The sequence below is a fragment of the Phenylobacterium conjunctum genome, from assembly GCF_042679085.1.
GTDB lineage: Bacteria > Pseudomonadota > Alphaproteobacteria > Caulobacterales > Caulobacteraceae > Phenylobacterium > Phenylobacterium conjunctum.
Genome location: NZ_JBHTLQ010000026.1, coordinates 13,327 through 36,748, shown reverse-complemented (window position 1 = coordinate 36,748; position 23,422 = coordinate 13,327). Strand labels below are relative to the sequence as shown.

At 69.8% G+C, this 23,422-nt stretch carries 18 protein-coding genes; 7 read left to right on the top strand and 11 right to left on the bottom strand.

Going from position 1 to position 23,422, the window contains the following annotated elements; all coding sequences use genetic code 11:
- Positions 1-15: 15 nt before the first annotated feature.
- The gene (locus tag ACFQ27_RS12420; RefSeq protein WP_377353813.1) at positions 16-3,078 is read right to left on the bottom strand and encodes an intermembrane phospholipid transport protein YdbH family protein; all 3,063 of its coding nucleotides are present in this window, start codon (positions 3,076-3,078) and stop codon (positions 16-18) included.
- A gap of 94 nt (positions 3,079-3,172) precedes the next feature.
- Positions 3,173-3,949, bottom strand: a complete 777-nt coding sequence (locus ACFQ27_RS12415; RefSeq protein WP_374343444.1) for an SDR family oxidoreductase — start codon at positions 3,947-3,949, stop codon at positions 3,173-3,175.
- A gap of 173 nt (positions 3,950-4,122) precedes the next feature.
- On the opposite strand from ACFQ27_RS12415, the gene ACFQ27_RS12410 reads away from it, so the two are divergent.
- Positions 4,123-6,204, top strand: coding sequence for a 3-hydroxyacyl-CoA dehydrogenase NAD-binding domain-containing protein (locus tag ACFQ27_RS12410; RefSeq protein ID WP_374343446.1), 2,082 nt, complete (start codon positions 4,123-4,125; stop codon positions 6,202-6,204).
- Between the two features lie 107 nt (positions 6,205-6,311).
- Positions 6,312-7,514: an acetyl-CoA C-acyltransferase gene (locus ACFQ27_RS12405; protein WP_374343448.1), complete on the top strand. Its 1,203-nt coding sequence runs from the start codon at positions 6,312-6,314 to the stop codon at positions 7,512-7,514.
- Positions 7,515-7,593: 79 nt separating this feature from the next.
- On the opposite strand, the gene ACFQ27_RS12400 is transcribed toward ACFQ27_RS12405, so the two are convergent.
- Positions 7,594-9,537: a winged helix-turn-helix domain-containing protein gene (locus ACFQ27_RS12400; RefSeq protein WP_377353812.1), complete on the bottom strand. Its 1,944-nt coding sequence runs from the start codon at positions 9,535-9,537 to the stop codon at positions 7,594-7,596.
- Between the two features lie 127 nt (positions 9,538-9,664).
- Between ACFQ27_RS12400 and ACFQ27_RS12395 the strand changes: the two genes are divergently transcribed.
- Both ACFQ27_RS12395 and ACFQ27_RS12390 read left to right on the top strand, forming a co-directional pair.
- Entirely contained in the window at positions 9,665-10,384 is a 720-nt protein-coding gene (locus tag ACFQ27_RS12395) for a hypothetical protein (protein WP_377353811.1), read from the top strand.
- A gap of 70 nt (positions 10,385-10,454) precedes the next feature.
- A complete protein-coding gene (locus tag ACFQ27_RS12390) occupies positions 10,455-12,095 on the top strand; it encodes an MFS transporter (RefSeq protein ID WP_377353810.1) in 1,641 nt (546 codons plus the stop codon).
- Positions 12,096-12,156: 61 nt separating this feature from the next.
- Here ACFQ27_RS12390 and fba read toward each other — a convergent pair whose 3' ends face one another.
- The 5 genes from fba to ACFQ27_RS12365 form a co-directional block, all read right to left on the bottom strand.
- Positions 12,157-13,224: a class II fructose-bisphosphate aldolase gene (gene fba, locus ACFQ27_RS12385; protein ID WP_374343462.1), complete on the bottom strand. Its 1,068-nt coding sequence runs from the start codon at positions 13,222-13,224 to the stop codon at positions 12,157-12,159.
- Between the two features lie 24 nt (positions 13,225-13,248).
- Positions 13,249-14,439 carry a phosphoglycerate kinase gene (locus tag ACFQ27_RS12380; RefSeq protein WP_377353809.1) on the bottom strand — a complete coding sequence of 397 codons (1,191 nt, stop codon included), beginning with the start codon at positions 14,437-14,439 and terminating at the stop codon, positions 13,249-13,251.
- Positions 14,440-14,596: 157 nt separating this feature from the next.
- The gene (gene gap, locus ACFQ27_RS12375; protein WP_377353808.1) at positions 14,597-15,607 is read right to left on the bottom strand and encodes a type I glyceraldehyde-3-phosphate dehydrogenase; all 1,011 of its coding nucleotides are present in this window, start codon (positions 15,605-15,607) and stop codon (positions 14,597-14,599) included.
- A 202-nt stretch (positions 15,608-15,809) separates the two neighbouring features.
- Positions 15,810-17,012, bottom strand: a complete 1,203-nt coding sequence (purT, locus tag ACFQ27_RS12370; protein ID WP_377353806.1) for a formate-dependent phosphoribosylglycinamide formyltransferase — start codon at positions 17,010-17,012, stop codon at positions 15,810-15,812.
- A gap of 62 nt (positions 17,013-17,074) precedes the next feature.
- On the bottom strand, positions 17,075-17,914 hold the full coding sequence (locus tag ACFQ27_RS12365; RefSeq protein WP_377353805.1) for a DUF2306 domain-containing protein: 840 nt from the start codon (positions 17,912-17,914) through the stop codon (positions 17,075-17,077).
- Positions 17,915-18,014: 100 nt separating this feature from the next.
- On the opposite strand from ACFQ27_RS12365, the gene ACFQ27_RS12360 reads away from it, so the two are divergent.
- Positions 18,015-19,019: an AraC family transcriptional regulator gene (locus tag ACFQ27_RS12360; RefSeq protein WP_377353804.1), complete on the top strand. Its 1,005-nt coding sequence runs from the start codon at positions 18,015-18,017 to the stop codon at positions 19,017-19,019.
- Here the strand turns inward: ACFQ27_RS12360 and tkt are convergent.
- Positions 19,016-20,989, bottom strand: a complete 1,974-nt coding sequence (tkt, locus tag ACFQ27_RS12355; RefSeq protein WP_377353803.1) for a transketolase — start codon at positions 20,987-20,989, stop codon at positions 19,016-19,018. The genes ACFQ27_RS12360 and tkt overlap by 4 nt on opposite strands.
- 147 nt (positions 20,990-21,136) lie before the next feature.
- Between tkt and ACFQ27_RS12350 the strand changes: the two genes are divergently transcribed.
- Together ACFQ27_RS12350 and ACFQ27_RS12345 are read left to right on the top strand one after the other, a co-directional pair.
- On the top strand, positions 21,137-21,427 hold the full coding sequence (locus tag ACFQ27_RS12350; RefSeq protein WP_374343476.1) for a DUF4164 family protein: 291 nt from the start codon (positions 21,137-21,139) through the stop codon (positions 21,425-21,427).
- A gap of 3 nt (positions 21,428-21,430) precedes the next feature.
- Positions 21,431-21,757 carry a cell division protein ZapA gene (locus ACFQ27_RS12345; RefSeq protein WP_377353802.1) on the top strand — a complete coding sequence of 109 codons (327 nt, stop codon included), beginning with the start codon at positions 21,431-21,433 and terminating at the stop codon, positions 21,755-21,757.
- A 3-nt stretch (positions 21,758-21,760) separates the two neighbouring features.
- Here the strand turns inward: ACFQ27_RS12345 and ACFQ27_RS12340 are convergent, their stop codons facing one another.
- Together ACFQ27_RS12340 and ACFQ27_RS12335 are read right to left on the bottom strand one after the other, a co-directional pair.
- A complete protein-coding gene (locus ACFQ27_RS12340) occupies positions 21,761-22,399 on the bottom strand; it encodes a TetR/AcrR family transcriptional regulator (RefSeq protein ID WP_377353801.1) in 639 nt (212 codons plus the stop codon).
- 40 nt (positions 22,400-22,439) lie between these two features.
- Positions 22,440-23,411, bottom strand: coding sequence for a fumarylacetoacetate hydrolase family protein (locus tag ACFQ27_RS12335; protein WP_377353800.1), 972 nt, complete (start codon positions 23,409-23,411; stop codon positions 22,440-22,442).
- Between the last annotated feature and the right edge of the window lie 11 nt (positions 23,412-23,422).

Genomic DNA, 23,422 nt, shown 5'->3' with positions numbered 1-23,422 from the left:
CTTGAGGCTGGATGGTCATGGCTGAACCGGGCGTGAACCGCGCAGCCGCTGATAGTCGGCGAGGTCGGACAAGAGCTGATCCAGGTTGACCGAGGTGTCCAGGGTCAAATCCACCTTGGTGCCCGAGGGCAGGGGCAGCTGACGCTGGAACCGCCGGGTCAGGATTTCGCGCAGGGTCAGGCGAATGGCCTGGGGCGTCGGCGGCGAATGCTCGCCCTTGATGTGGAAGATCACCCCCAGCCGCCCCTCCGGCCGCGAGGCGACCTTGGCCGACAGCTCGGTGAAGGCCAGGTCCTCCATGGCCTGGTAGACGAAGTCGGAATAGGGGTCCTGGGCGCCCGCCGGATTGGCCACCGCGGCCTGGGCCGCGGCCGGCGCGCCCTTCGCCACCGCCTCGCCGCCCTCGCCTTGAACTGTGGTCAGGGCGTCGCGGCGGATGGTGATCTTGCCGGGCTCCACGGCGTGCAGGTCCCCGCCTTCGATCCGGACGCCCTCGGCGGTGATGGCGAAGGGGATGCGGCCGCTCACCCGCGCGGTCAGGTCCATGCGGTCGGCGAAGGGCGAGGCCTCCACGAGGTCGGACAGCTGCACCCGGTCGACCTGGATCGCCGCATGCCAGACCCCGCCGGCCAGCGGGATCTCGAAGGGCTCCAGGGTCACCCGACCGCCGCTGACCCCGACCTGGGCGCCCTCGACCTGCACCGCCTCTCGGTCGATGCCGAAGCGGACCTCGGCGCCGGTCAAGGGGGTCATGGCGGCGATGCTCTGGGCCTTCAGGCTCTGGCCCGGCGCGGCCCGCAGGGGCGAAAGGCTGGTGAACACCACCTGCCCCTCCAGCCCCTTCACCGCCCCGGCCGGGCTGGTGAAGTCCAGGCCGTCCACCTTCAGCACGCCCTCGCTGGACGCGCCCTGCGGCGTCCAGTCGACGCGGCCCACAAAGCTGGCTTGGCCCTCGGCGGGCGAGCCCACCACCCCCGCGGCCGGCGACAGGGCGGCGGGCTGCAGGCCGTCTGGCGTAAAGGCCAGGGTCCCGGTGTCGAGCTTCAGCCCGCCCTCGCCGGTCGCGCCGTCATGGGCCAGGGTGACCCGGGCCAGCGGCCGCCGGGCCGTGTCCGCCAGCCGCAGATCGCCGGTCCAGTCACCGCCGGCCAGGCGCACGACGCCGCTGGCGGTCACCGGATTGAACCGCGTCTGGGCGGCGGTGTCCTGAAGGCGGGCGGAACGGACGTCGGCGGTGAGGGCCAGGTCGCCCCCGCGCGCCTGCAGGCTCAGGGGCCCGGCGGCTTCGCTCACCTGCGCTTCAAGGAAGGGCGCCCGGGCCGCCAGGTCGCGGGCCAGGCCGCGGACGCTCCAGCCCTTGTCCAGCCGCAACAGGGGCGCCCCGTCCGGGCACAGCCGCCCGGCCAGGTCGGTTACGTCATTCGCGCCCAGTTCCAGCCGCCCGGCGGCCAGGCTCGCGCAATTATCCGCAGTGAAGCTCAGGCCGCCGCCGGCGATCCGGGCCTGGCCCCGGGTCTCGACCCTGCCATCCACCACCGGGCCAATGGAGCCCGCCGCCACCAGCCGGGCCTGGGCGGTCACGCCGGCCGCGTCCGCCTGATAGTGATCGACCACAAGGTCCGCGGCCGGCAGGCCGCCCCCGTCGGCGACCAGGCGGAAGCCGCCCTGGCCCTTGGCGTAGAGGGCGGGTCCCGCCGCCGTCAGGGTGACCCGCCCCCCGGTCGAGGTCAGCAGGTTGATCGGGCGGGGCGCCGCGATACTGAGCCCCTCGGGCGCCACCGCCAGGACAAGGCCCGGCGCGGTGACGTCAAACCTGGCCAGGGCGCGTTTCAGGGCCGCGTCCCCCGGCGCATCGCCGGCCTTGATCGCGCCCAAGCCCGTCCAGCCGCCGCGGGCGCCCAGGTGCGCGTCCAGTCGGGTCCTCAGGCCCTCGCCGCTGAACGCCGCCGGGCCATTGAGGGCCGCGGCCAGGCCGGTCAGGTTCAGATCGCCCTGGGAGAGGCCCGCCGCCGCCAGGGTCACCCGCGCCTGGCCGCGAGCCTGGTCGCCCCCGGCGCGGATCCAGGTCAGGTCGGAAAGGTCGAGCCCGAGGTCCAGGCCGTGCAGTCTGGCCCCGCCCGCCGAGGCGCGCTGGGCGTGGGCCGATCCGGTCACGGCGCCGTCCAGGGTCAGGCGATCCGCCCAGCCGCCGCCCTGGCCCCGGAAGGTGGCGGTCTGGCGCAGGCCTGTCGCCCAAATCTCGCGGGGGCCGTCGCCCCAGGCGGCCCGCCGCGCCTCGGTGGTCAGGGTGAGCACCGCCTCGCCCAGCACCTGCTTTCGCGCCAGGTCCGGATAGGGCAGTTCGCCGCTGAGATTGATCTGGCCGGCTTCCATACGCCCGGCCTGGACCTGGGCGGCGTCGATCCGCGCCGCCGCCGCCACCGCCACCCGCGACCCATGGGTGACCAGGTGCAGCTCACCGCCGCTGAGGGCCGCGCTCCAGCCGCGCCCGGCCAGGCGGGCCGCATCCAGGCTGGCGTCCAGTCGTTGCAGCCGGCCGTGGTCGACCCGGGCGTCCAGGCCGCCGGCCAGCCGGCCCTGATCGGTGTCCAGCCGCAGCCGGGCGGCCTCGATGGAGATGTCAGGCAAGGGCAGGTTTGTGCTCGGCCGCGCCTTGAGCCTGGCCACCAGGGGATCGAGGGCGCCCAGGCTGAGCGCCCCGCCCTTCAGCCGGGCCTTCAGGGTCGGCCGCACGAGACGCACCGAGGTCACCCGCGCGCCTAAGGGATCGCCGGTCCAGAAGCCGACCAGGTTGTAGCGGATCTCCGCCACCTCGGCGGTCAGGTCCGGGTCCTTGGCCGGCCCCACTCGCAGGGAGCCGGTGAAGCCGCCGGGATCAAAGGCCTGGAAGGCGATCTCGGCCTCGACGCCTTGCGCGCGCAGCCAGCTGGTCACCGCGTCGCGCGCCAGGCTGCGGCGCGCGGCGTAGACGCCCAGCGCCCCGGCCGCCGCGGCGGTCAGGCCCAACACCAGGCCCACGCGCCAGACGGTGGGGCGCGGGCGGGCTTTCGGCTGTGGCGGGGCGTCGTGTGTCGTCAAGTCAGGGTCCGCTTCGGCGCTGAAGCTAGCTCAAATCGCGCCGAAGCGGAGTTGTTCCGGTTTCCGTGGCGCCAGTAGGGCGCCGGGACGCGTCCTAGAGCGGGCCGGTGGTGGCCAGGGCCACGCCGCCGTCCACCGCGATGGTCTCGCCCACCACATAGTCGCCGGCCCGGCTGGCCAGGTAGATGGCGCAGCCCGCCATGTCCTCGTCGCGGCCGATCCGGCGCATGGGGATGCGCTTGGCGATGATGTCGCCCTGGTCGCGGGCCACGCGGTTCATTTCCGAGGCGAAAGCGCCCGGCGCGATGCCGGTCATGACGATGCCGTCCTCGACCAGGCGGGCGGCCATGCGGCGGGTCAGGTAGATCAGCCCGGCCTTGGAGGCGTGGTACGAATAGGTCTCCTGCGGATTGAGGCGGATGCCGTCGATCGAGCAGATATTGATGACCTTCGAGGGCCGCTCATGGCTACCGGCCGCCTTCAGGGCGCCGTGCAGGGCCTGGGTCAGGAAGAAGGGCGACTTCAGGTTCAGGTCCATGACCTTGTCCCAGCCGCTCTCCGGGAAATCGTCAAAGGGCGCGCCCCAGGCGGCGCCGGCGTTGTTCACCAGGATGTCGAGCTTGGGCTCCAGGGCGGTCAGGCGCTTGGCCAGCTGCTGGCAGCCTTCCACGGTCGAGACGTCCTGGGGCAGGGAGATGCAGTTCGGCCCCAGCTCGGCGGCGGTCTCGTCGCAGGCGGCGGGCTTGCGCGAGGAGACATAGACCTTTGCGCCCTGGTCGATGAAGCCCTTGGCGATCATCTTGCCGATGCCGCGCGAACCGCCGGTGACGAGGGCCACGCGGCCTTCCAGGGAGAACATGTCGAGAGCCATGGGGCGCTTCCTTGCTTGACGTTATGGAAGGCTCATAGACCCGCTCCGGAGCCCCGCAAAGCCTCCGCACATTTGACTCGCGCCAAGCCAAGCGGGCCTATAACAAGCGTTTGAATCAAGGTCCGTCAGACCAAGAGCGGACCACCAGTCATTTCAAATCGAGGATCCGCCGCATGACCGCCATCAATTCGGTGACCGACCTGACGATCGAAGGCGACGTCGCCGTCATCACCCTGAATTCGCCGCCCGTGAACGCCCTGTCCGCCAATGTGCGTGAGGGCCTGTTCGAGGGCTTCAAGGCCGCCATCGCCGAGCCGGCCGCCAAGGCCATCGTGCTGATCTGCGAAGGCCGCACCTTCATCGCCGGCGCCGACATCACCGAGTTCGGCGGCGCCTCCAAGGGTCCGGGCCTGAACGAAGTCCAGGACATGATGGAAGGCTCGCCCAAGCCGGTGGTCGCCGCGATCCACGGCACCGCCCTCGGCGGCGGTCTGGAAGTGGCCCTCTGCGCCCACTACCGCGTGGCCGTTCCCTCGGCCAAGTGCGGCCTGCCGGAAGTGAACCTGGGCCTGCTGCCCGGCGCCGGCGGCACCCAGCGCCTGCCCCGCATCGTCGGCGCCCAGCGCGCCATGGAGATGATGACCTCGGGCCAGCACGTGCCGGCCAAGGAATGCCTGGCCATGGGCCTGGTCGACGAGCTGGCCGAGGAAGGCAAGCTGCGCGACGCCGCCATCGCCTACGCCCGCAAGCTGGTGGCCGAGAACAAGCCGCTGGTGAAGGTCCGCGACAACGACACCAAGGTCGCCGCCGACCGCGGCAAGCCGGAAATCTTCGCCGACTTCCGCAAGGCCAACGCCCGCAAGTTCCGCGGCTTCCTGGCCCCCGAATACAACATCCGCTGCATCGAAGCGGCGGTGAACCTGCCCTTCGACGAGGGCATGGCCGTTGAACGCAAGCTGTTCATGGAGCTGATGACCGGCTCGCAGTCGGCCGCCCAGCGCTATTCCTTCTTCGCCGAACGCACCGCGGCCAAGATCCCGGGCATCGCCGACGATGTGCCGCTGATCCCGGTCAAGAAGGTCGGCGTGATCGGCGCCGGCACCATGGGCGGCGGCATCGCCATGAACTTCGCCAACGCCGGCATCCCGGTGGTGATCGTCGAGCAGAAGCAGGAGCCGCTGGACCGCGGCCTGGCCACCATCCGCAAGAACTACGAGCGCACCGCCTCGCGCGGCGGCCTCACCGCGGCCCAGGTGGAAGAGCGTTGCGCCCTGATCACCGGCTCCCTGTCCATGGAAGACAGCTTCAAGGACGTCGACCTCGTGATCGAGGCGGTGTTCGAGCGCATGGACATCAAGAAGGACATCTTCGCGAAGCTCGACGCCATCTGTAAGCCGGGCGCGATCCTGGCCACCAACACCTCGGGCCTGAACATCGACGAGATCGCCTCGGTGACCAAGCGTCCCGAGGCCGTCATCGGCCTGCACTTCTTCTCGCCGGCCAACGTGATGAAGCTGCTGGAGATCGTCCGCGCCGACCACACCTCGGACAGCGTGATCGCCACCTCGATGAAGCTGGCCAAGCAGATCGGCAAGATCGCCGTCCTGGTCGGCGTCTGCCCCGGCTTCGTCGGCAACCGCATCCTAGGCGCCCGCCAGCGCGAAGCCCAGAAGCTGGTCATGGAAGGCGCCATGCCCTGGGATATCGACCGGGTGCTCTATGACTTCGGCTTCCCCATGGGTCCGTTCGCCATGAGCGACCTGGCCGGCCTGGACATCGGCTGGGTCAAGGAAAAGTCCAACGGCGAAAGCATCCGCGACGTGCTGTGCGAAGCCGACCGCCGGGGCCAGAAGACCGGCGCCGGCTACTACGACTACGACGAAAACCGCAACGCCAAGCCGAGCGCCTTCACCGAGAAGGTGATCAACGACTTCATCGTCAAGTCGGGCGCCAACCCGCGCAAGATCTCCGACGAGGAAATCCTCGAGCGCTGCATCTTCCCGATGATCAACGAAGGCCTGAAGATCCTCGAAGAGGGCAAGGCCATCCGCGCCTCGGACATCGATGTGGTCTGGCAGAACGGCTACGGCTGGCCGGTCTATCGCGGCGGCCCGATGTTCTACGGCGACCTCGTCGGCCCGGAGAAGGTCCTGGCGAAGATGAAGGAATTCCAGGCCACGATGGGCGACCAGTTCAAGCCGGCCGCCCTGCTCGAAAAGGTCGTCGCCGAAGGCAAGAAGTTCGGCCAACTCTAAGTTCTGAAGGACCGCCCGGGCGCTCTGCGTTCGGGCGGTTTTTTCGGCCCCTATGCTCCCCTTACGTCAAGGGGCGCGCTCCCCAACCGTAAGAGGAAGTCCAAAACATGCGGGAAGCCGTCATCGTCTCCACTGCGCGCACGCCGATCGGCAAGGCCTATCGCGGCGCCTTCAACAACACCTCGGGCGCTGAGCTCGCCGGTCACGCCATCGCCCAGGCCGTGGCCCGCGCTGGCGTTGATCCGGGCGAGATCGACGACGTGGTCATGGGCGCGGCCCTGCAACAGGGCTCGACCGGCAACAACATCGCCCGCCAGGCCGCCCTGCGCGCCGGCCTGCCGAACACCGTCTCGGGCATGACGCTCGACCGCCAGTGCTCCTCGGGCCTGATGGGCATCGCCACGGCCGCCAAGTACATCATCAACGACGGCGCGACCGTCGCGGTCGGCGGCGGGCTGGAGTCCATCTCCCTCGTCCAGAACGACAAGATGAACCGCTATCGCACCAGCGATAAGTGGCTGAACGAGCACGTTCCGGAAATCCACACCTCGATGATCGAGACCGCCGAGATCGTCGCCGAGCGCTATGGCGTGTCCCGTGAGTACCAGGACGAGTACGCCTTCCAGTCCCAGCAGCGCACCGCCGCCGCCCAGGCCGCTGGCGTGTTCGACGCCGAGATCGCCCCGCTGACCTCGATCATGCTGGTCCAGAACAAGGAAACCGGTGAGTTCTCGGAAAAGGAAGTCACCCTGACCAAGGACGAGGGCAACCGTCCCTCGACCACCCTGGAAGACCTGCAGAAGCTGCAGCCGGTCTTCAAGGGCGGCATCTTCGTCAAGGAAGGCAAGTACGTCACCGCCGGCAACGCCTCGCAGCTGTCCGACGGCGCCGCCGCCGTGGTGCTGATGGAGCGCAAGGAAGCTGAACGTCGCGGCCTGACCCCGCTCGGCGCCTATCGCGGCATGGCCGTGGCCGGCTGCGGCCCGGAAGAAATGGGCATCGGCCCGGTGTTCGCGATCCCGAAGCTGCTCGAGCGTAACGGCCTGAAGATCGACGACATCGACATGTGGGAACTGAACGAGGCCTTCGCCTCCCAGTGCCTGTACTGCCGTGACAAGCTCGGCATCGACCCGGCCAAGTACAACATCTCGGGCGGCGCCATCTCCATCGGCCACCCCTACGGCATGACCGGCGCCCGCGCGACCGGCCATATCCTGCACGAGGGCAAGCGCCGCGGCCTGAAGTACGGCGTCGTGACCATGTGCGTCGGCGGCGGCATGGGCGCGGCCGGCCTCTTTGAAATTTTCTAAGCGATTTCGTTTAAGCTTGAACTATCCGAAGGGGCCGTCCGCAAGGGCGGCCCCTTTTCCTATTCCCCGAGAGCAAGTGTCAGCCCTTCGCCGCCTTGCGCCGCGCGATGAGGTCCGCGACGCCCGGCGATGATCTCCAGATCGCGCCATAGGCCGGGTCGGCGCGGATGGCCGGCGGGAACTCGTGCGCCCCATAGGGCAGGGCCCAGGGCAGGTAGAGGGACCCGGCGTTGACCGCGCCGCGCAGCAGCTCCAGCGCGCGCTTCCTCTCGCCGGCCTGGGCGTATTCGAAGGCCAGCACAAAGGCCTGGTCGCCCCAGGAACTGCCGAACTTGGCCTCCCCATCGCCGGAGACCCCGCCGGGATCGGCCAGGGCCCGGTCCTCGGCCCGCAGCTGCGTCAGGAAGCCCTGGGGCCGCCCCTCGAGCGCGTCGGCGGCCAGGCGCATGCGGTCGAGCTGGGCGGCGACCGGCGTGGGCGGGCGTCCCCGCCAGAGGCTGGCCGCAATCTCGTCCGCCGTCCTGCGCAGGACCCTCGCATCCCGCGCGCCCAGCAGCATCAGGTAGAGGTCGTGCAGGACGAAGACATTGCCGGGGTCGCGGGTCAGCAGGGCGCGATAGCCCTTGGCCGCTTCTGAGGTGCGGCCCGCACAGTGCTGCATCCGCGGCACGGCCATCTGGCGCCAGCTGTCGCCGGGCATCAGGCCCGCCGCGATCCGGGCGTGGCGCAGGGCCGCCTCGCACCGGCCGGAGGTGGCCAGGGCGTAGGCGTACCAGGTGTTGGCGTCCGGCGAGTTGGGGTCGATGGCGACCGCCCGCGCGTACAGGGTCTCAGCCTCTTCCCAGCGCAGGGCGTAGGTGTAGTCCCGCGCCGTAGCCGCCAGAGCGTCCGGGTCATCCGGATTGGCGGCCAGCGCCCGGGCCAGCAACTGGGCGGCCCTCTGCCGCCGGGCCGCATAGTCGGCCTCCGTCTCTTCAGGGCGGGGAAAGGCCGGCACGCCCTCAACCTGGTAGCCCAGCATCAGGGCGGCGGAGGACTCCGGGTCCAGGGCCAGCACCCGGGCCTGGGCGGCCTGGGTCTGCCGCACCAGCCGGGCGAAGGTCGCCCAGTCGCGGTTGTGCCGGGCCTGATGGGCCGCGGACAGGGTCTGGCGCGCCTCGTGGATCATGCGGGTGACTTCGGGGTCTTCCGGCTCGCGGGCGGCCGGCGCGCCCCGCACCCGATCGCCCAGCCAGATGGCCAGGTAGCGGGCCGCGGCCGACAAGGCGCGCTCGCGCACGGTCGGGTCGGTCACCCCATGGGCGTCGAACCGCGCCGCCCAGACCCGCGCGCCGCTGCGCCGGTCGGTCAGCACCAGGCTCACCGCCGACTGCGGGACGTCCGGCGACACGGTCCCGCTCAACACCAGGTCCGGCGGCCGGGCGCCCCCCTGGGCGTCCACTAGGCTCAGGCCCTGCATGTGGGACAACGTGGTCTGAAGGTCGGCGGTCAGATGGGCGGCCTCGGGCGTCAGCGCCGGCGTCTCAGCCCGCAGGGGCGCGACCGCCAGGCTGGAGACCTCCACGGGCCGCGGCGCCAGCAGCCGCCAGGCGCCAAGCCCCGCCACCGCCACCAGCAGGGCGGCGAGCAACAAGGCCCAGACCGGTGGCGCGCGCCTCGCCGGTTCGCGGCCCACCTCAACGGCAGGCGGTGCAGGCTCGGAGGTGTCGGCGACCTCCAGCCGCCAGCCCACCTTGCGCTGGGTGCTGAGATCAAAGGCCCCGGTCTCGGCCGCAAGCCGGCGGATGCGCGAGATCACCCGGTTGATGGCGTCCTCGCTCACCGCGCGGCCATCCCAGGCGCCGTCCACCAGGGCCTGGCGGGAGACCACCTGCCCCGGCCGCTCGGCCAGGACCAGCAGGGCCCGCATCACCTGGGGCTCCAGCACCAGGCGCTGACCCTCGGCCAGCACCTCGCAGGCGGACGGCCGCAGAAGCGCGCGCCCCAGGTTCAGATCCGGCTGATCGGCGAGTCCCCCGGGCATGGCCCCTCCCCCACAACCTAGATACGCCATGTCCGTCAGGAAAAAATCAGTTTCCCGACAGGCTGCGGTCCTTTCGACCTCGCGCCGCCCGGACCAGCCTTCCCGCAACATTCGAGGGAGGCCCGCCATGACGGCGATGACGCAGAACGACACCCGGGTCCGATCGGACCGATCCTTCTTCCTGGCCATGGCCGGCGCCATTGCGGTCACGGTGGCTGTCGGCTTCAGCGTCTCCCTGGCCCGACCCCAGACCGCCTTCGCCGCCGCGCCCCTGCACGTCCACATCCACGGGGCGGTGTTCAGCCTCTGGATCCTCTTCTACCTGGTCCAGAACGCTCTGGTGGTGCGCGGCTCCATCGCCCTGCACCGGGCGCTGGGGATGTTCGGCGCGGGTCTGGCCCTGGTGATGGTCGCGCTGGGGGTCCTGACGACGGTCCTGGCGCTCAAGATGCACCGGGTGCCGCCCTTCTTTCCGCCGGGGGTCTTCCTGGTGCTGGACATCACCAGCGTGCTGACCTTTGCAGGCCTGACCTTCACCGCCATCGCCCTGCGCCGCGATCCCGCCTGGCACAAGCGGCTGATGCTGTGCGGCACGATCATGGTCATGTCGCCGGCGCTTGGCCGCCTGCTGCCCATGCCTTTGCTGGGCCCCTGGGGCAGCTGGGCGGTCTCGGGGACCATGCTGCTCTACGTGCTGGCCGCCGTGCTCTATGACCGCGGGACCCGCGGCCGCGTCCATCCGGCCTATGCCTGGGGCGCCGGCGCCATCATCGCCACCCAGCTGGCCATCGCGGGCCTGTCCTTCACGCCGCCGGTCCTGGCCCTGGCCGCCCGCCTGCAGGGGTGAAGCCGGTTGCCTCCCCCGCCCCACTCCCCCTAGGCTCCGCTCCAAACAGACGCCTAGGGGGGAACGGACTATGGCGGGGGAAACCGAGGGCCGCAGGCACGGCCTGATCATCGGGGCGGCGTCGGCCGGCACGGTGTTCGAATGGTACGACTTCTACCTCTACGGCTCGCTGGCCGGGTTCATCACCACCCACTTCTTCTCGGGGGTCAACGAGACCACCGGCTACATCTTCGCCCTCCTGGCCTTCGCCGCCGGCTTTGCGGTGCGGCCATTCGGCGCCCTGGTGTTCGGCCGGCTGGGCGACCTGTGGGGCCGCAAGAACACCTTCCTGGTCACGATGCTCCTGATGGGCCTGTCGACCTTCGCCGTCGGCCTGCTGCCTGACTACAAGACCATCGGGGTCGCCGCCCCCATCGCCCTGATCGTCATGCGCCTGGTGCAGGGCCTGGCCCTGGGCGGCGAGTACGGCGGCGCCGCCACCTACGTCGCCGAGCACGCCCCGGACGGCAAACGCGGCCTCTATACGAGCTGGATCCAGACCACGGCGACGCTGGGCCTCTTCCTGTCCCTGATCGTCATCATCGCCGTGCGCACCCAGCTGGGCGAGGACGCCTTCAAGGCCTGGGGCTGGCGCATCCCCTTCCTGGTCTCCCTGGCCCTGCTGCTGGTCTCTCTGTGGATCCGCCTGAAGCTGAACGAGAGCCCGATCTTCCAGAAGATGGTCGACGAGGGCACCACCTCGAAGCGCCCGCTCACCGAGGCGCTCGGAACCTGGTCGAACCTCAAGCTGGTCATTCTGGCCCTGGTGGGCCTCACCGCCGGCCAGGCCGTGGTCTGGTACACGGGCCAGTTCTACGCCCTGTTCTTCCTGGAGAAGATGCTGCGGGTCGATGGCGTGCTCACCAATGAGCTGGTCGCCATGGCGCTCTTGATCGGCACGCCCTTCTTCGTGGTGTTCGGCTGGCTGTCGGACAAGATCGGCCGCAAGCCGATCATCCTGGCCGGCTGCCTGTTGGCGGTGTTCACCTATTTCCCGATCTTCAAGGCCCTGACCGTGGCCGCCAATCCGGCCCTGGCCTCAGCGACAGCGACATCGCCGGTGACCGTCGTCGCCGACCCGGCCGACTGCGCCTTCCAGTTCGATCCCGTGGGCAAGAAAGCCTTCGTCTCGTCCTGCGACATCGCCAAGTCGGCCCTGGCCGGCGCCGGGGTCTCCTATCTCAACAAGGCCGCCCCGGCCGGAACCCCGGCCCAGGTGCTGGTGGGCGACGCCGTGGTTCCGGGCCTGGACGGCAAGGCCATTCCCAAGGCCGAGCTGGCCGACGCCAAGAAGGCCTGGACCAAGGACCTGACCGGCGTGCTGGCCGACCACGGCTATCCCGCCAAGGCTGACCCGGCGAAGATCGACAAGGTGAAGGTCGTGGGCCTGCTCTTCCTGCTGGTGCTCTATGTGACCATGGTCTACGGGCCGGTCGCGGCGGCCCTGGTGGAGATGTTCCCGGCCCGCATCCGCTACACCTCCATGTCCCTGCCCTATCACATCGGCAACGGCTGGTTCGGTGGCTTCCTGCCCACCACCGCCTTCGCCATGGTGGCGGCGACGGGGAACATCTATTTCGGCCTCTGGTACCCGATCGTCGTCGCCGCCGTGACCGTGGTCATCGGCGCCCTGTTCGTGAAGGAGATGCGCGGCGCGCCCATCGACGGCTAGGCGCACGAAAAAGCCGCCGCAGACGTCCTGCGGCGGCTCGTTCAACTCAAGCCTGGTCAGCTCAGGCGCCGGTCTTCGGGGTCAGTTCGCCCGCGGCGTAGCGCTTGGCCATGGCCGACAGCGGCAGGGCCTTGATCTTGGAGGCGTGGCCGGCGGTGCCGAACTCCTCGAAGCGCTGGATGCAGATCTTGCGCATGGCTTCCTTGGCCGGCTTCAGATAGCTGCGCGGGTCGAACTCGCCGGGCTTTTCGGCGAACACCTTGCGGATTGCGCCGGTGATGGCCATCCGGTTGTCGGTGTCGATGTTGATCTTGCGCACGCCGTGCTTGATGCCGCGCTGGATCTCTTCCACCGGCACGCCCCAGGTCTGGGGCATCTCGCCGCCGTACTTGTTGATGATCTCCTGCAGGTCCTGCGGCACCGAGGACGAGCCGTGCATCACCAGGTGGGTGTTGGGCAGGCGGCGGTGGATCTCTTCGATCACGTGCATGGCCAGGACGTCGCCGTCCGGCTTGCGGGTGAACTTGTAGGCGCCGTGGCTGGTGCCCATGGCGATGGCCAAGGCGTCGACCTCGGTGGCCTTCACGAACTCGACCGCCTGGTCCGGATCGGTCAGCAGCTGGTCATGGCCGAGCTTGCCCTCGAAGCCGTGGCCGTCTTCCTTCTCGCCCATGCCGGTCTCGAGGCTGCCCAGCACGCCGAGCTCGCCTTCCACCGAGGCGCCGACCCAGTGGGCCATGTCGACCACCGCCTTGGTGACCGCGACATTGTAGTCGTAGTCGGCCGGGGTCTTGCCGTCGGCCTTCAGCGAGCCGTCCATCATCACCGAGGTGAAGCCGTACTGGATGGCGGTCGCACAGGTGGCTTCGTTATTGCCATGGTCCTGGTGCATGCAGATCGGGATGTCCGGGTACATCTCGGCCATGGCGTCGATCAGGTGCTTCAGCACGATGTCGTTGGCGTAGGACCGGGCCCCGCGGGAGGCCTGCATGATCACCGGCGAATTGGTGGCCTCCGCGGCCTCCATGATCGCCAGGGCCTGCTCCATGTTGTTGATGTTGAAGGCCGGCACGCCGTAGCCGTACTCGGCGGCGTGATCCAGCAGCTGGCGAAGGGTTACGCGGGCCATCGGCCGTTCTCCATCAAATCTGTTCTATTTCGACAAGGCCGCCACGCCGGGCAGCTCCTTGCCTTCCATCCATTCAAGAAACGCACCGCCCGCCGTGGAGACGAAGGTGAAGTCGCCCACCACGCCCGCGGCGTTCAGGGCCGCGACCGTATCGCCGCCGCCGGCCACCGCCACCAGCCTGCCGGCCTTGGCCAGCTCGGCCGCGTGGTGCGCCGCGCCCATGGTCCCCTTGTCGAAGGGCGGCATCTCGAACACGCCCAAGGGGCCGTTCCAGATCAGGGTCTTGGAGGCGTCCATGGCCTTGTTGAGGCGCTCGACGGTCTCAGGCCCGGCGTCCAGGATCCGCTCGTGCTCGTCCACGGCGCCCAGCTTGCGCACCCGGGCCGCGGCGCCGGGCTGCATCACCTCGGCGACCACGATGTCGATGGGCAGCAGCAGTTCGCAGTTGTTCTGGCCGGCGACGCGGATGATCTCGCGCGCCGTCTCAGCCATGTCCTTCTCGCAATAGGACGCGCCGACCTCGTGGCCTTGGGCGAACAGGAAGGTGTTGGCCATGCCGCCGCCGATGGCCAGCTTGTCCAGCTTGGTCACCAGGTGGCTGAGCAGGTCGAGTTTGGTCGAGACCTTGGAGCCGCCGACAATGCCCAGCACCGGGCGGTCGGGCTTGCCCAGCGCCTTGTCCAGGGCCGAGAGCTCCAGGCGCATCTGCTCGCCCGCATAGGCCGGCAGGAGGTGGGCCAGGCCCTCGGTGGAGGCGTGGGCCCGGTGGGCGGCCGAGAAGGCGTCGTTCACATAGAGGTCGCCGTTCGCGGCCAGGGCCTTGGCGAACTCGGGATCGTTCTTCTCTTCGCCGGCATGGAAGCGGACGTTCTCGAGCAGCAGCACGTCGCCAGCCTTGATGGCGGCGATGGCGTCAGCGGCGGCCGGCCCCACACAGTCAGACCCGAAGGCCACCGGCGCGCCCAGCACCTTGGCCAGGGCCGGGGCGATGGGCGCAAGGCTCATCTCCGGCACGACCTTGCCCTTGGGCCGGTCGAAGTGGGCCAGCAGCACCACCTTGGCGCCGCCCGCGCGCAGCTTCGCGATGGTGGGGACCGCGGCCTTCAGGCGGGTGTCGTCCGACACCTGGCCGTCGTGCATCGGCACGTTGAAGTCCACCCGCACCAGGGCGCGTCGGCCCTGGAGGTCGGCGTCGTCGAGGGTCTTGAAGGTCATGACAGTTACCCGCTCACCCCGGCGAACGCCGGGGACCAGATGAAGGAGCGCCGCATTGGCCGGAATGTCAGGAGGGACCCGTCTGCGAGGCGATGCGCCCTGCGATCCGGGTCCCGGCGTCCGCCGGCTTGAGCGGTGAACGCCGGGATCATGTCCCTTAGATCAGCTTCGCCAGGGCCAGGGCGGTGTCGCTCATGCGGGTCGAGAAGCCCCACTCGTTGTCGTACCAGGTCAGGATGCGGCCCAGGCCGCCGTCGATCACCTGGGTCTGGGCCAGGGCCGCCGTGGACGAATAGGCCACGTGGTTGAAGTCGATGGAGACCAGCGGCTCGTCGGTGACGCCCAGCACGCCCTTCAGCGGGCCCGACGCGGCGGCGGCCTTCAGGGCCTCGTTGATTTCTTCGGCGGTGATGGTGCGCCCCGGAACCCAGGTCAGGTCCACGACGGAGACGTTCGGGGTCGGCACGCGGATCGAGGAGCCGTCCAGCTTGCCCTTCAGTTCCGGGATCACCAGGCCCAGGGCCTTGGCGGCGCCGGTCGAGGTCGGGATCATGCTCATGGCCGCCGCGCGGGCGCGGTAGAGGTCCTTGTGCATGGTGTCCAGGGTCGGCTGGTCACCGGTATAGGAGTGGATGGTGGTCATGTAGCCACGCTCGATGCCGGCCAGGTCCTGCAGGACCTTGGCGACGGGGGCGAGGCAGTTGGTGGTGCACGAGGCGTTGGAGACGACCAGGTCGTCCTTGGTCAGGGTCTGGTGGTTGACGCCATAGACGATGGTCTTGTCAGCGTTGTCGCACGGGGCCGAGACCAGCACGCGCTTGGCGCCGGCGTCCAGGTGGGCGGCGGCCTTGTCCTTCGAGGTGAACAGGCCGGTGCACTCCATGGCGATGTCGACGCCAAGGTCCTTGTGCGGCAGCTCGGCCGGGTTGCGGATCGCGGTGACCTTGATCGGGCCGAAGCCGACGTCGATGGTGTCCCCGCTGACCTTCACGTCGCCGGGGAAGCGGCCGTGCACGCTGTCATAGCGCAGCAGGTGGGCGTTGGTTTCCACCGGGCCCAGGTCGTTGATGGCGACGACCTCGATGTCCTTGCGGCCATGCTCGACGATCGAACGCAGGACCAGCCTGCCGATGCGGCCGAAGCCATTGATGGCGACGCGAACAGTCATCGAGATCACTCCTTTGAGAGTTTGGGCTGGCCCGTTGGCCACGAATTTTTGATTTGCGGGGGTTTCTTGAGTCCAGGGGGCCTTGAGTCAACCCCTCGCAGGGTCAAGTTCGGTCGCGAACTATGTCAGACAACGCTGTCATAGTTCATGACACCGGTTTCCATCTATCAATGGTGTTCTTAAAGAGCTTCGCCGGGGCGGTTCAGCCGCCGCGCACCACCCGCACCTTGTCCGCCGCCGCCTTGGCCAGGCGACGGGCCTCGTCGGTGTCGGCGGCGCGGGCCAGGGCGACGCCCATGCGCCGCCGCTCAAAGGCTTCCGGCTTGCCGAACAGGCGAAGGTCCGCGCCGGGAACCGACAGGGCCTCGGCCACGCCCTCGAAGGCCACGCCCTCAGCCTCCATGCCGCCATAGATGACAGCGCTGGCGCCCGGCTCGCGCTGGGTGGCGTCTACCGGCAGGCCGAGGATGGCGCGGGCGTGCAGGGCGAACTCGCTATAGGTCTGGGTGGCCAGGGTGACGAGGCCGGTGTCGTGCGGCCGCGGGCTGACCTCCGAGAACCAGACCTGGTCGCCCTTCACGAACAGCTCGACCCCGAACAGGCCGACCCCGCCCAGGGCCTCCGTCACCTTGCCGGCGATGTCGCGGGCGGCGGCCAGCGCCGCGGGGCTCATGGCCTGGGGCTGCCAGCTTTCCACATAGTCACCCTTGACCTGGCGGTGGCCGATGGGGGCGCAGAAGGCCGTGGCGATCCCGCCGTCGGCCGTGCGGTGGCGCACGGTGAGCTGGGTGATCTCGTAGTCAAAGGCGATCCGCCCCTCGACGATCACCCGGGGCTGCTCGACCCGGCCGCCTTCCAGCGCATAGCGCCAGGCCGAGGCGATCCCTTCAGGCGCCTCCACATAGGACTGGCCCTTGCCGGAGGACGACATCACCGGTTTTACGAAGCACGGGAAGCCCGCGACCTCGGCCGCCGCCTTGGCCAGCTCCGCCTCGGAGGAGGCGAAGGCGTAGGGGCTGGTGGGCAGGCCAAGGTCTTCCGCCGCCAGCCGGCGGATGCCTTCGCGGTTCATGGTCAGTTGAGCCGCACGCGCGGTCGGGATCACCGTCGCCAGGCCCTCAGCCTCGATGCGCACCAGCTCGTCGGTGGCGATGGCCTCGATCTCCGGCACGATCAGGTGGGGCTGTTCGGCCGCGATCACCGCCCGCAGGGCCGCGGCGTCAGTCATCTGGATCACGTGGCTGCGGTGGGCCACCTGCATGGCCGGGGCGTTGGCGTAGCGATCCACCCCGATCACCTCGCAGCCCAGCCGCTGCAGCTCAATCGCCACCTCCTTGCCGAGCTCCCCGCAGCCGAGGAGCATGACCTTGACGGAGGACGGGCTGAGCGGGGTGCCGAGGCGCATGGGAGGCTCCTGAAAGGGTGCGTCCCCCGCATTAGATCAGGATGGCTGCGAGCGGAACCGCCTCACAGCCTGGGCAGCCACATCCCAAGCGCCGCCAGCACCGTTCCGCCCACCGTCGCCAGCGCCGCAAGCGCCACGAGGGCCGCCCCGGCGAGACGCCCCGTCGGCCCGCCCCGCGCCTGGGCGAGGAAGTAGGTCTCCAGCACGGCGAGCGGCAGCAGGAAGTGCGCGAAGGCCAGGAAGATGTCCCAGGGGCCGTCGAAGGCGTCGGTATGGCCGACCGGACCGCCCTGGGCGGCGAACCACAGCATCATCAGCAGGCGATAGTACCAGACCCCGAAGACGACGATGAAGGCCCGCAGCGCCCAGCGCCGGTGCTGGTCAATGGCCCGCCGCCGCGCCGCCCGCCAGGCGATGCTTGCGAAGATCAGCACCAGGACGGCGTCCAGCAGGTTCCCGGCCGCCATATAGGGTCCCGCAACCGGCCCGCGGGTCAGGGCGATCAGGGCGCCGCTCAGGGCCGCGCCCACGCCCAGGGTCAGGAACACCCGACCGCTCCAGCGATGCAGGCGCGGCGCCCGCCGCCGAACCGCCGGGATCAGCTGGATCGCGCCACAGAGCGCCACCGCGATGGCGGCGAACACATGCAGGCCGAGCGCCAGGTTGCCCCTCACATCGCCAGGCACATAGCCATGCCCGGCCGGCAGCACGGCGTTCCAACGGTCCAGGTCGCCGGTGGCCAGGCCCCAGGCGTAGAGGGCCGCGATATAGCCGGCGAAGACGACGAGCCCGGCCGCGGTCGTCCCGACCCAGAGGCCGGCGGCGAGGGTGAGGGCCCGGGACGACAGATCTGGCGCGCCGCCGCGGAGGGTCTGGCCAGGGTGGGGATTTGTGTGGCTCATGGCGTCCGGACCTAAGGACCTGAAGCCCCGCCCGTACATGACCGCAGACGTCAGGAATCCAACCTCAGCCGCCAGACCGCGGCGACGCGCCGGCGGCACGGTGTCCGCCGGCTATGCGCGGGCCTTCCTGGACTTCGCCGTCAGCCGGGGCTGCGACCGCGACGCCCTGCTGCGCGCCGCCGGTATCGCCCCGAGGCAGCTTGAGGACCAGGACGGTCGCGTGCCCATGGCCCGATATGTGACCCTGGTCCGGGCGGCCAAGGCGGCCAGCGCCGACCCGGCCCTGCCCCTGGCCTTCAGCGCCGAGACCAATTTCGAGGCGTTCAGCATCGTCGGCCTGATCTGCCTTGCGGCCCCGACCATGGGCGAGGCGCTGGCCGAGCTCAGCCGCTATCGCCGCCTGATCGCCGAGGTGGACGCCGGCGGCGACGAGGCGCGGTTCCAGCTGGTCCCGGACGCCGATGGCCTGTGGCTGGAGGATCGCCGACCCGACCCCAACGCCTTCCCGGAACTGACCGAAGCCGCCTTTGCGCGCTTCGCCTGCGAGTTCGCCCGCCGCAACGGTGACACGCCCTTCATCCTCGAGGTCCAGGTCACCCATCCAAGGCCGGACCACGCCAGGGCCTATGATGCGATCTTCAAGGTTCCGGTGACCTTCGGGGCGGCCCGCAACGCCCTGCGGATCGATCCGGCCTGGCTGTCCCTGCCGACCGCCAATCCGAACCGCTATGTCTTCGGGGTGTTCAACGAGCGTGCTGAACGGCTGCTGGCCGAGCTGGAGGCCCAGGGCTCGGTGCGGTCGCGGCTGGAGAGCCTGCTGATCACCCAGATGCATCGCGGCGCGGTCAGCATGGCCGCCTCGGCCAAGGCGCTGGGCATGTCCCAGGCCACCCTGCGCCGCAGGCTGTCCGCGGAGGACGCCAGCTTCGAGGCCGTTCTCGACGCCCTGCGCCGGGACATGGCCCAGGCCTATCTCAGCGACGGCCGGCTGTCGGTGAACGAGACCGCCTACCTGCTGGGCTTTTCCGATCCGAGCGCCTTCTCCCGCGCCTTCAAGCGCTGGACGGGGAAGGCGCCCCGAACCTGGACCCGCAGCAGGGCTTAGCCCAGCTTGGACTTGGCCGCGGCGGCGACGGCCTCGGCCGTGACGCCGAAGTGCTTGTAGAGCTGGTCAGCCGGGGCGCTGGCGCCGAAGCCGTCCATGCCCACGAACGCGCCGTCCTCGCCGATGAAGCGCTCCCAGCCGAAGCTGGCGGCGGCTTCGACGGCCACGCGGACGGTGCCCTTGCCCAGCACCTTGGTGCGATAGGCCGCCGGCTGGGCCGCGAACAGCTCCCAGCAGGGGGTCGACACCACGCGGGTCCCGATCCCTTCGGCCTGCAGCAGGTCGCGGGCGGCCAGGGCCACCGAAACTTCCGTGCCCGAGGCGAAGATCGTCACCTTGGCCGCGCCATCAGCGGCCCGCAGCTCATAGGCGCCCTTGGCGCTGAGGTTCTCAGCCGAGGCCTCTGTGCGCACCGCCGGGACCTTCTGGCGCGACAGGGCCATGAAGGACGGGGTCTTGGCGGCTTCCAGGGCCAGACGCCAGCACTCGGCGGTCTCCACCGCGTCGGCCGGGCGGAAGACGTTCAGGTTGGGCATGGCGCGCATGGCGGCCAGATGCTCCACCGGCTGGTGGGTCGGGCCATCCTCGCCGACCCCGATGGAGTCGTGGGTCATGACGTGGATCACCCGCACGCCCATCAGGGCGCCCAGGCGGATCGCCGGGCGGCTGTAGTCAGAGAACACCATGAAGGCGCCGCCATAGGGGATGACGCCGCCGTGCAGGGCCATGCCGTTCATGGCCGCCGCCATGCCGAACTCGCGCACGCCATAGTTCACATAGCGGCCGGAATAGTCCGGCTCGTCCAGGATCTGGGTGTTCTTGACGAAGGTGTTGTTGGAGCCGGTCAGGTCGGCCGAGCCGCCGACCATTTCCGGGATCGATCCGAACAGGGCGTCGAGGGCCGAGCCAGAGTGCTGGCGGGTCGCGGCCGCCGGCTTCGAGGCCACGGCCTCGGCGATGTGGGCGTCGAGGCGAGCAAAGGCGTCAGCGGGCAGTTCGCCCTTCAGGGCGCGAGTCAGGTCGGTCTTGGCCGGCGAGGCGGCCAGGCGCGCTTCCCAGGCCTTGCGCAGCTTGGCGCCCTTGCGGCCGGCCGAGCGCCAGGCCTTGCTCACGTCTTCCGGCACGTGGAACGGCTCAGCGCCCCAGCCCATCTTGTCGCGGGTGGCGGCGATCTCGGTCGCGCCAAGAGCGGCGCCGTGGGTCTTATGATGACCCTCCATGGTGGCCGCGCCCTTGCCGATCTTGGTCTTGCACGCGATCAGGCTCGGACGGTCCTGCTTGGTCGCCCAGGCGAGCGCCCGGCGGATCTGGCCGACGTCATGGCCGTCGATGGCCTTCACCGCCCAGCCGGCGGCCTTGAAGCGGGCGATCTGGTCGCCGCTCTCGGACAGGGTCACCGGCCCGTCGATGGTGACGTTGTTGTCGTCCCACATCACGGTCAGCTTGTTGAGCTTCAGGCGGCCGGCCAGGCTGATCGCCTCGTGGCTGACGCCCTCCATCAGGCAGCCGTCGCCGGCCATCACCCAGGTGCGGTGGTCGACCAGGTCGGCGCCGTACTTGGCCGCGAGGTGCCGCTCGGCCATCGCCATGCCGACGGCGGTGGCCAGGCCCTGGCCCAGGGGGCCGGTGGTGGTCTCGACGCCGGGGGTGTGGAACACCTCCGGGTGGCCGGGGGTCTTGGAGTTCAGCTGCCGGAAGGCCTTGATCTGGTCCAGGGTCATGGCCTTGAACCCGGTCAGGTGCAGCAGCGAATAGAGCAGCATCGAGCCGTGGCCGGCCGACAGCACGAACCGGTCGCGGTCGGCCCAGTCGGGACGCGAGGCGTCGTACTTCAGGAACTTGGTCCACAGCACCGTCGCGACATCGGCCATGCCCATCGGCATGCCGGGGTGGCCGCTGGCGGCCTGTTCGACCGCATCCATCGAAAGGACCCGGATGGCGTCGGCCATGGTCTGCATCTGAACGGGCATGGGGGGCCTCTGAATCCTTCGGCGTCGCTGTTGGGGCGCGGGTTGGCACGCACGCCGGCCAGGGTCAAGCCAAGGTCAGGAACGTAACGGGTTCCGGCGGCGCCCCGGCCCGGTCTATAGATTAACGGTCACAGTTCGGAGCGTCGAATGAACCGGGAGTCCGGCGACAGCGCCCTCGACCAGGCCGTCAAGCGGCTGGATCGCGCGGTCGCCCTTTTGGAGCAGCGTCTGAACAAGGCCGACGGCGGCCTGTTCGGGGAGGATCGCGCCCGCCTGGCGGCGGAGCTCGATGAGGCTCGTGCGCGCGAAAAAGCCCTGGAGGCCGCGGGCGCCGAAGCCTCCGCGGCGCTTGGCCGCGCCATCGCCGAGATCCAGGCGGCCCTGGACACCGGCGCCGAAGAGGCGGCCGAGGACGAACCCGTCGGCGAGGAGGCCTGACCCATGGCCCAGATGACCATTGAGGTGAACGGCCGGCCCTACACCGTCGGCTGCGAGGACGGCCAGGAAGCCCACCTGCTCGAACTGGCCCGCATCTTCGACCGCCAGGTCCGCCAGGTGTCCCAGGATGTCGGCCAGCTGGGCGACACTCGCCTGTTCCTGATGGGCGCCCTCCTGATCGCCGACGAGCTGACCGACGCCAAGGCCCGGCTGGCCATGGCCCAGGCCGAGCTGGCCCGCCTGCAGTCCGACTACGCCCGGGTCGAGGTCCGCGCCGCGCTCGCCATCGACAACGCCGCCCGCAAGATCGAGAAGCTGGCGGCGGAGTAGGGCTCAAGCCCTCGGCAGGCGTCCCACGCCCAGGCTCAGCTCCCGCTCGGCCAGGTCCGCGGCCTCGGCGACCAGGGCCTGGGCCGAGACCTGATCCCGCTCGATCTGCAGCGACATGAACACGCCGTCGAGCAGTTGCAGCACCAACCGGCTGATGCGCTGGACCAGGGCCAGGGCCGCCTCGGGGTCATAGGCGGCGAGATCGGCCATCAGCCCCTGCTCCAGGGTCTCGCGCCACATGCGGCGGACCGCGGCGGCGGCGGCGAGGATCTCGGGGCTCGAGGCCTGGTGTTCGGTCGCCACCACCATCAGGAGCCGCAGGAACTCCGGGCCGTCCGCAAAGGTCCCCGCCAGCAGGGTCAGGTCCTCGCGCAGGGTGGCCACCCCGATCCGCCGGTCATTGGCCGAGAACCGCGCGGTCTCGCCCCATTCGTCAGACGCCTGGGTCAGGGCCTCGGCGAACAGCTTCTCCTTGGACTCGAAGGCCCAGTAGATCGATCCGGCCAGCACCCCGGCGCGGGCGGCGATCTTGGAGATCGAAGCGGCCGAATAGCCCATCTCGGCGAACAGCTCCCGCGCCGCCGCCAGGATGCGCTGACGGGTGCTGGCGGACGCAGCGTCGGCGGGATCGGCCTTGGTCATGGTCGCTTCTTCGAGACTTTCCCGCCCTAGATGGCGTGATTCACGGTTCGACCACGACCGGATTGACCAGTCGCCCCAGGCCCGGGATCTCGATGGCCATCGGCCGGCCCGACCTGGCCAGGTCCCAGCCGGTCAGCGTCCGGTAGCGCCCGCCCTCGGCCGGCTTCATGGCGGTGCCGCAGTGGATGATGTCGCCGGGCTCCAGGGTCATATAGGCCGAGACGTGGGCGATGATCCGCTGGACGCTGAAGGTCAGGTTGGCGGTGGAGTCCTCGAACACCAGCTCATCCCCGTCATAGGACAGGATCGGCAGGGCGTTGGGATCGGCGATCTCGTCGGCGGTGACAAGCCAAGGCCCCATGGGACCGAAGGTGTCCGAGCCCTTGGAGCGCGCGTGATAGGTCAGATAGATCGACCGCGCATGATCGGCGTCACGCACCTGACGCCAGGCCAGCAAATCCGAATAGCCGCCGGTGGCCTGGGGCGGGGTGACGATCTCGATGGAGTCCTTCTCCTTCAGCCCCGGCGAGGTGATGTCGTTGATGATGGCGTAGCCGAAGACGTGGCTGAGCGCCTGATCCTCCGGGATCGCCCGGCCGGCCTTGCCGATCACCACCGCGAGCTCCGGCTCCGGATGGGTCAGGCCATAGTCGCCCCGCACCACCACAGGCTGGCCATGACCCACCAGGCTGGTGGACGGCTTGAAGAAGAAGGCCGGGTCAGCGAAGGGCCGAAAGGCGGCGGCCTGTCCCATGCGGTTGTTGATCGCCACGCCGATGATCTTGCCCGGCCTGCGCAGCGGCGGAAGCCAGGTCAGGGTCGCCGGGTCGAGCCCGGGCGCGCCCTGGAGGCGGGGCGCAAGCGCGGCCAGGTCGAGCCCGGCCTCGATCAGATCCTCCAGGGTCGGGGGCGCGCCGAGCCCCAAGAGGGCTCTCAGGTCGACCACCAGGCCGTCCTCGCGCTGGACGCCGTAGCTGCGGCGGCCTTGGGTCTCGTAGCTGCAGAGTTTCATCGCCCGCCCTC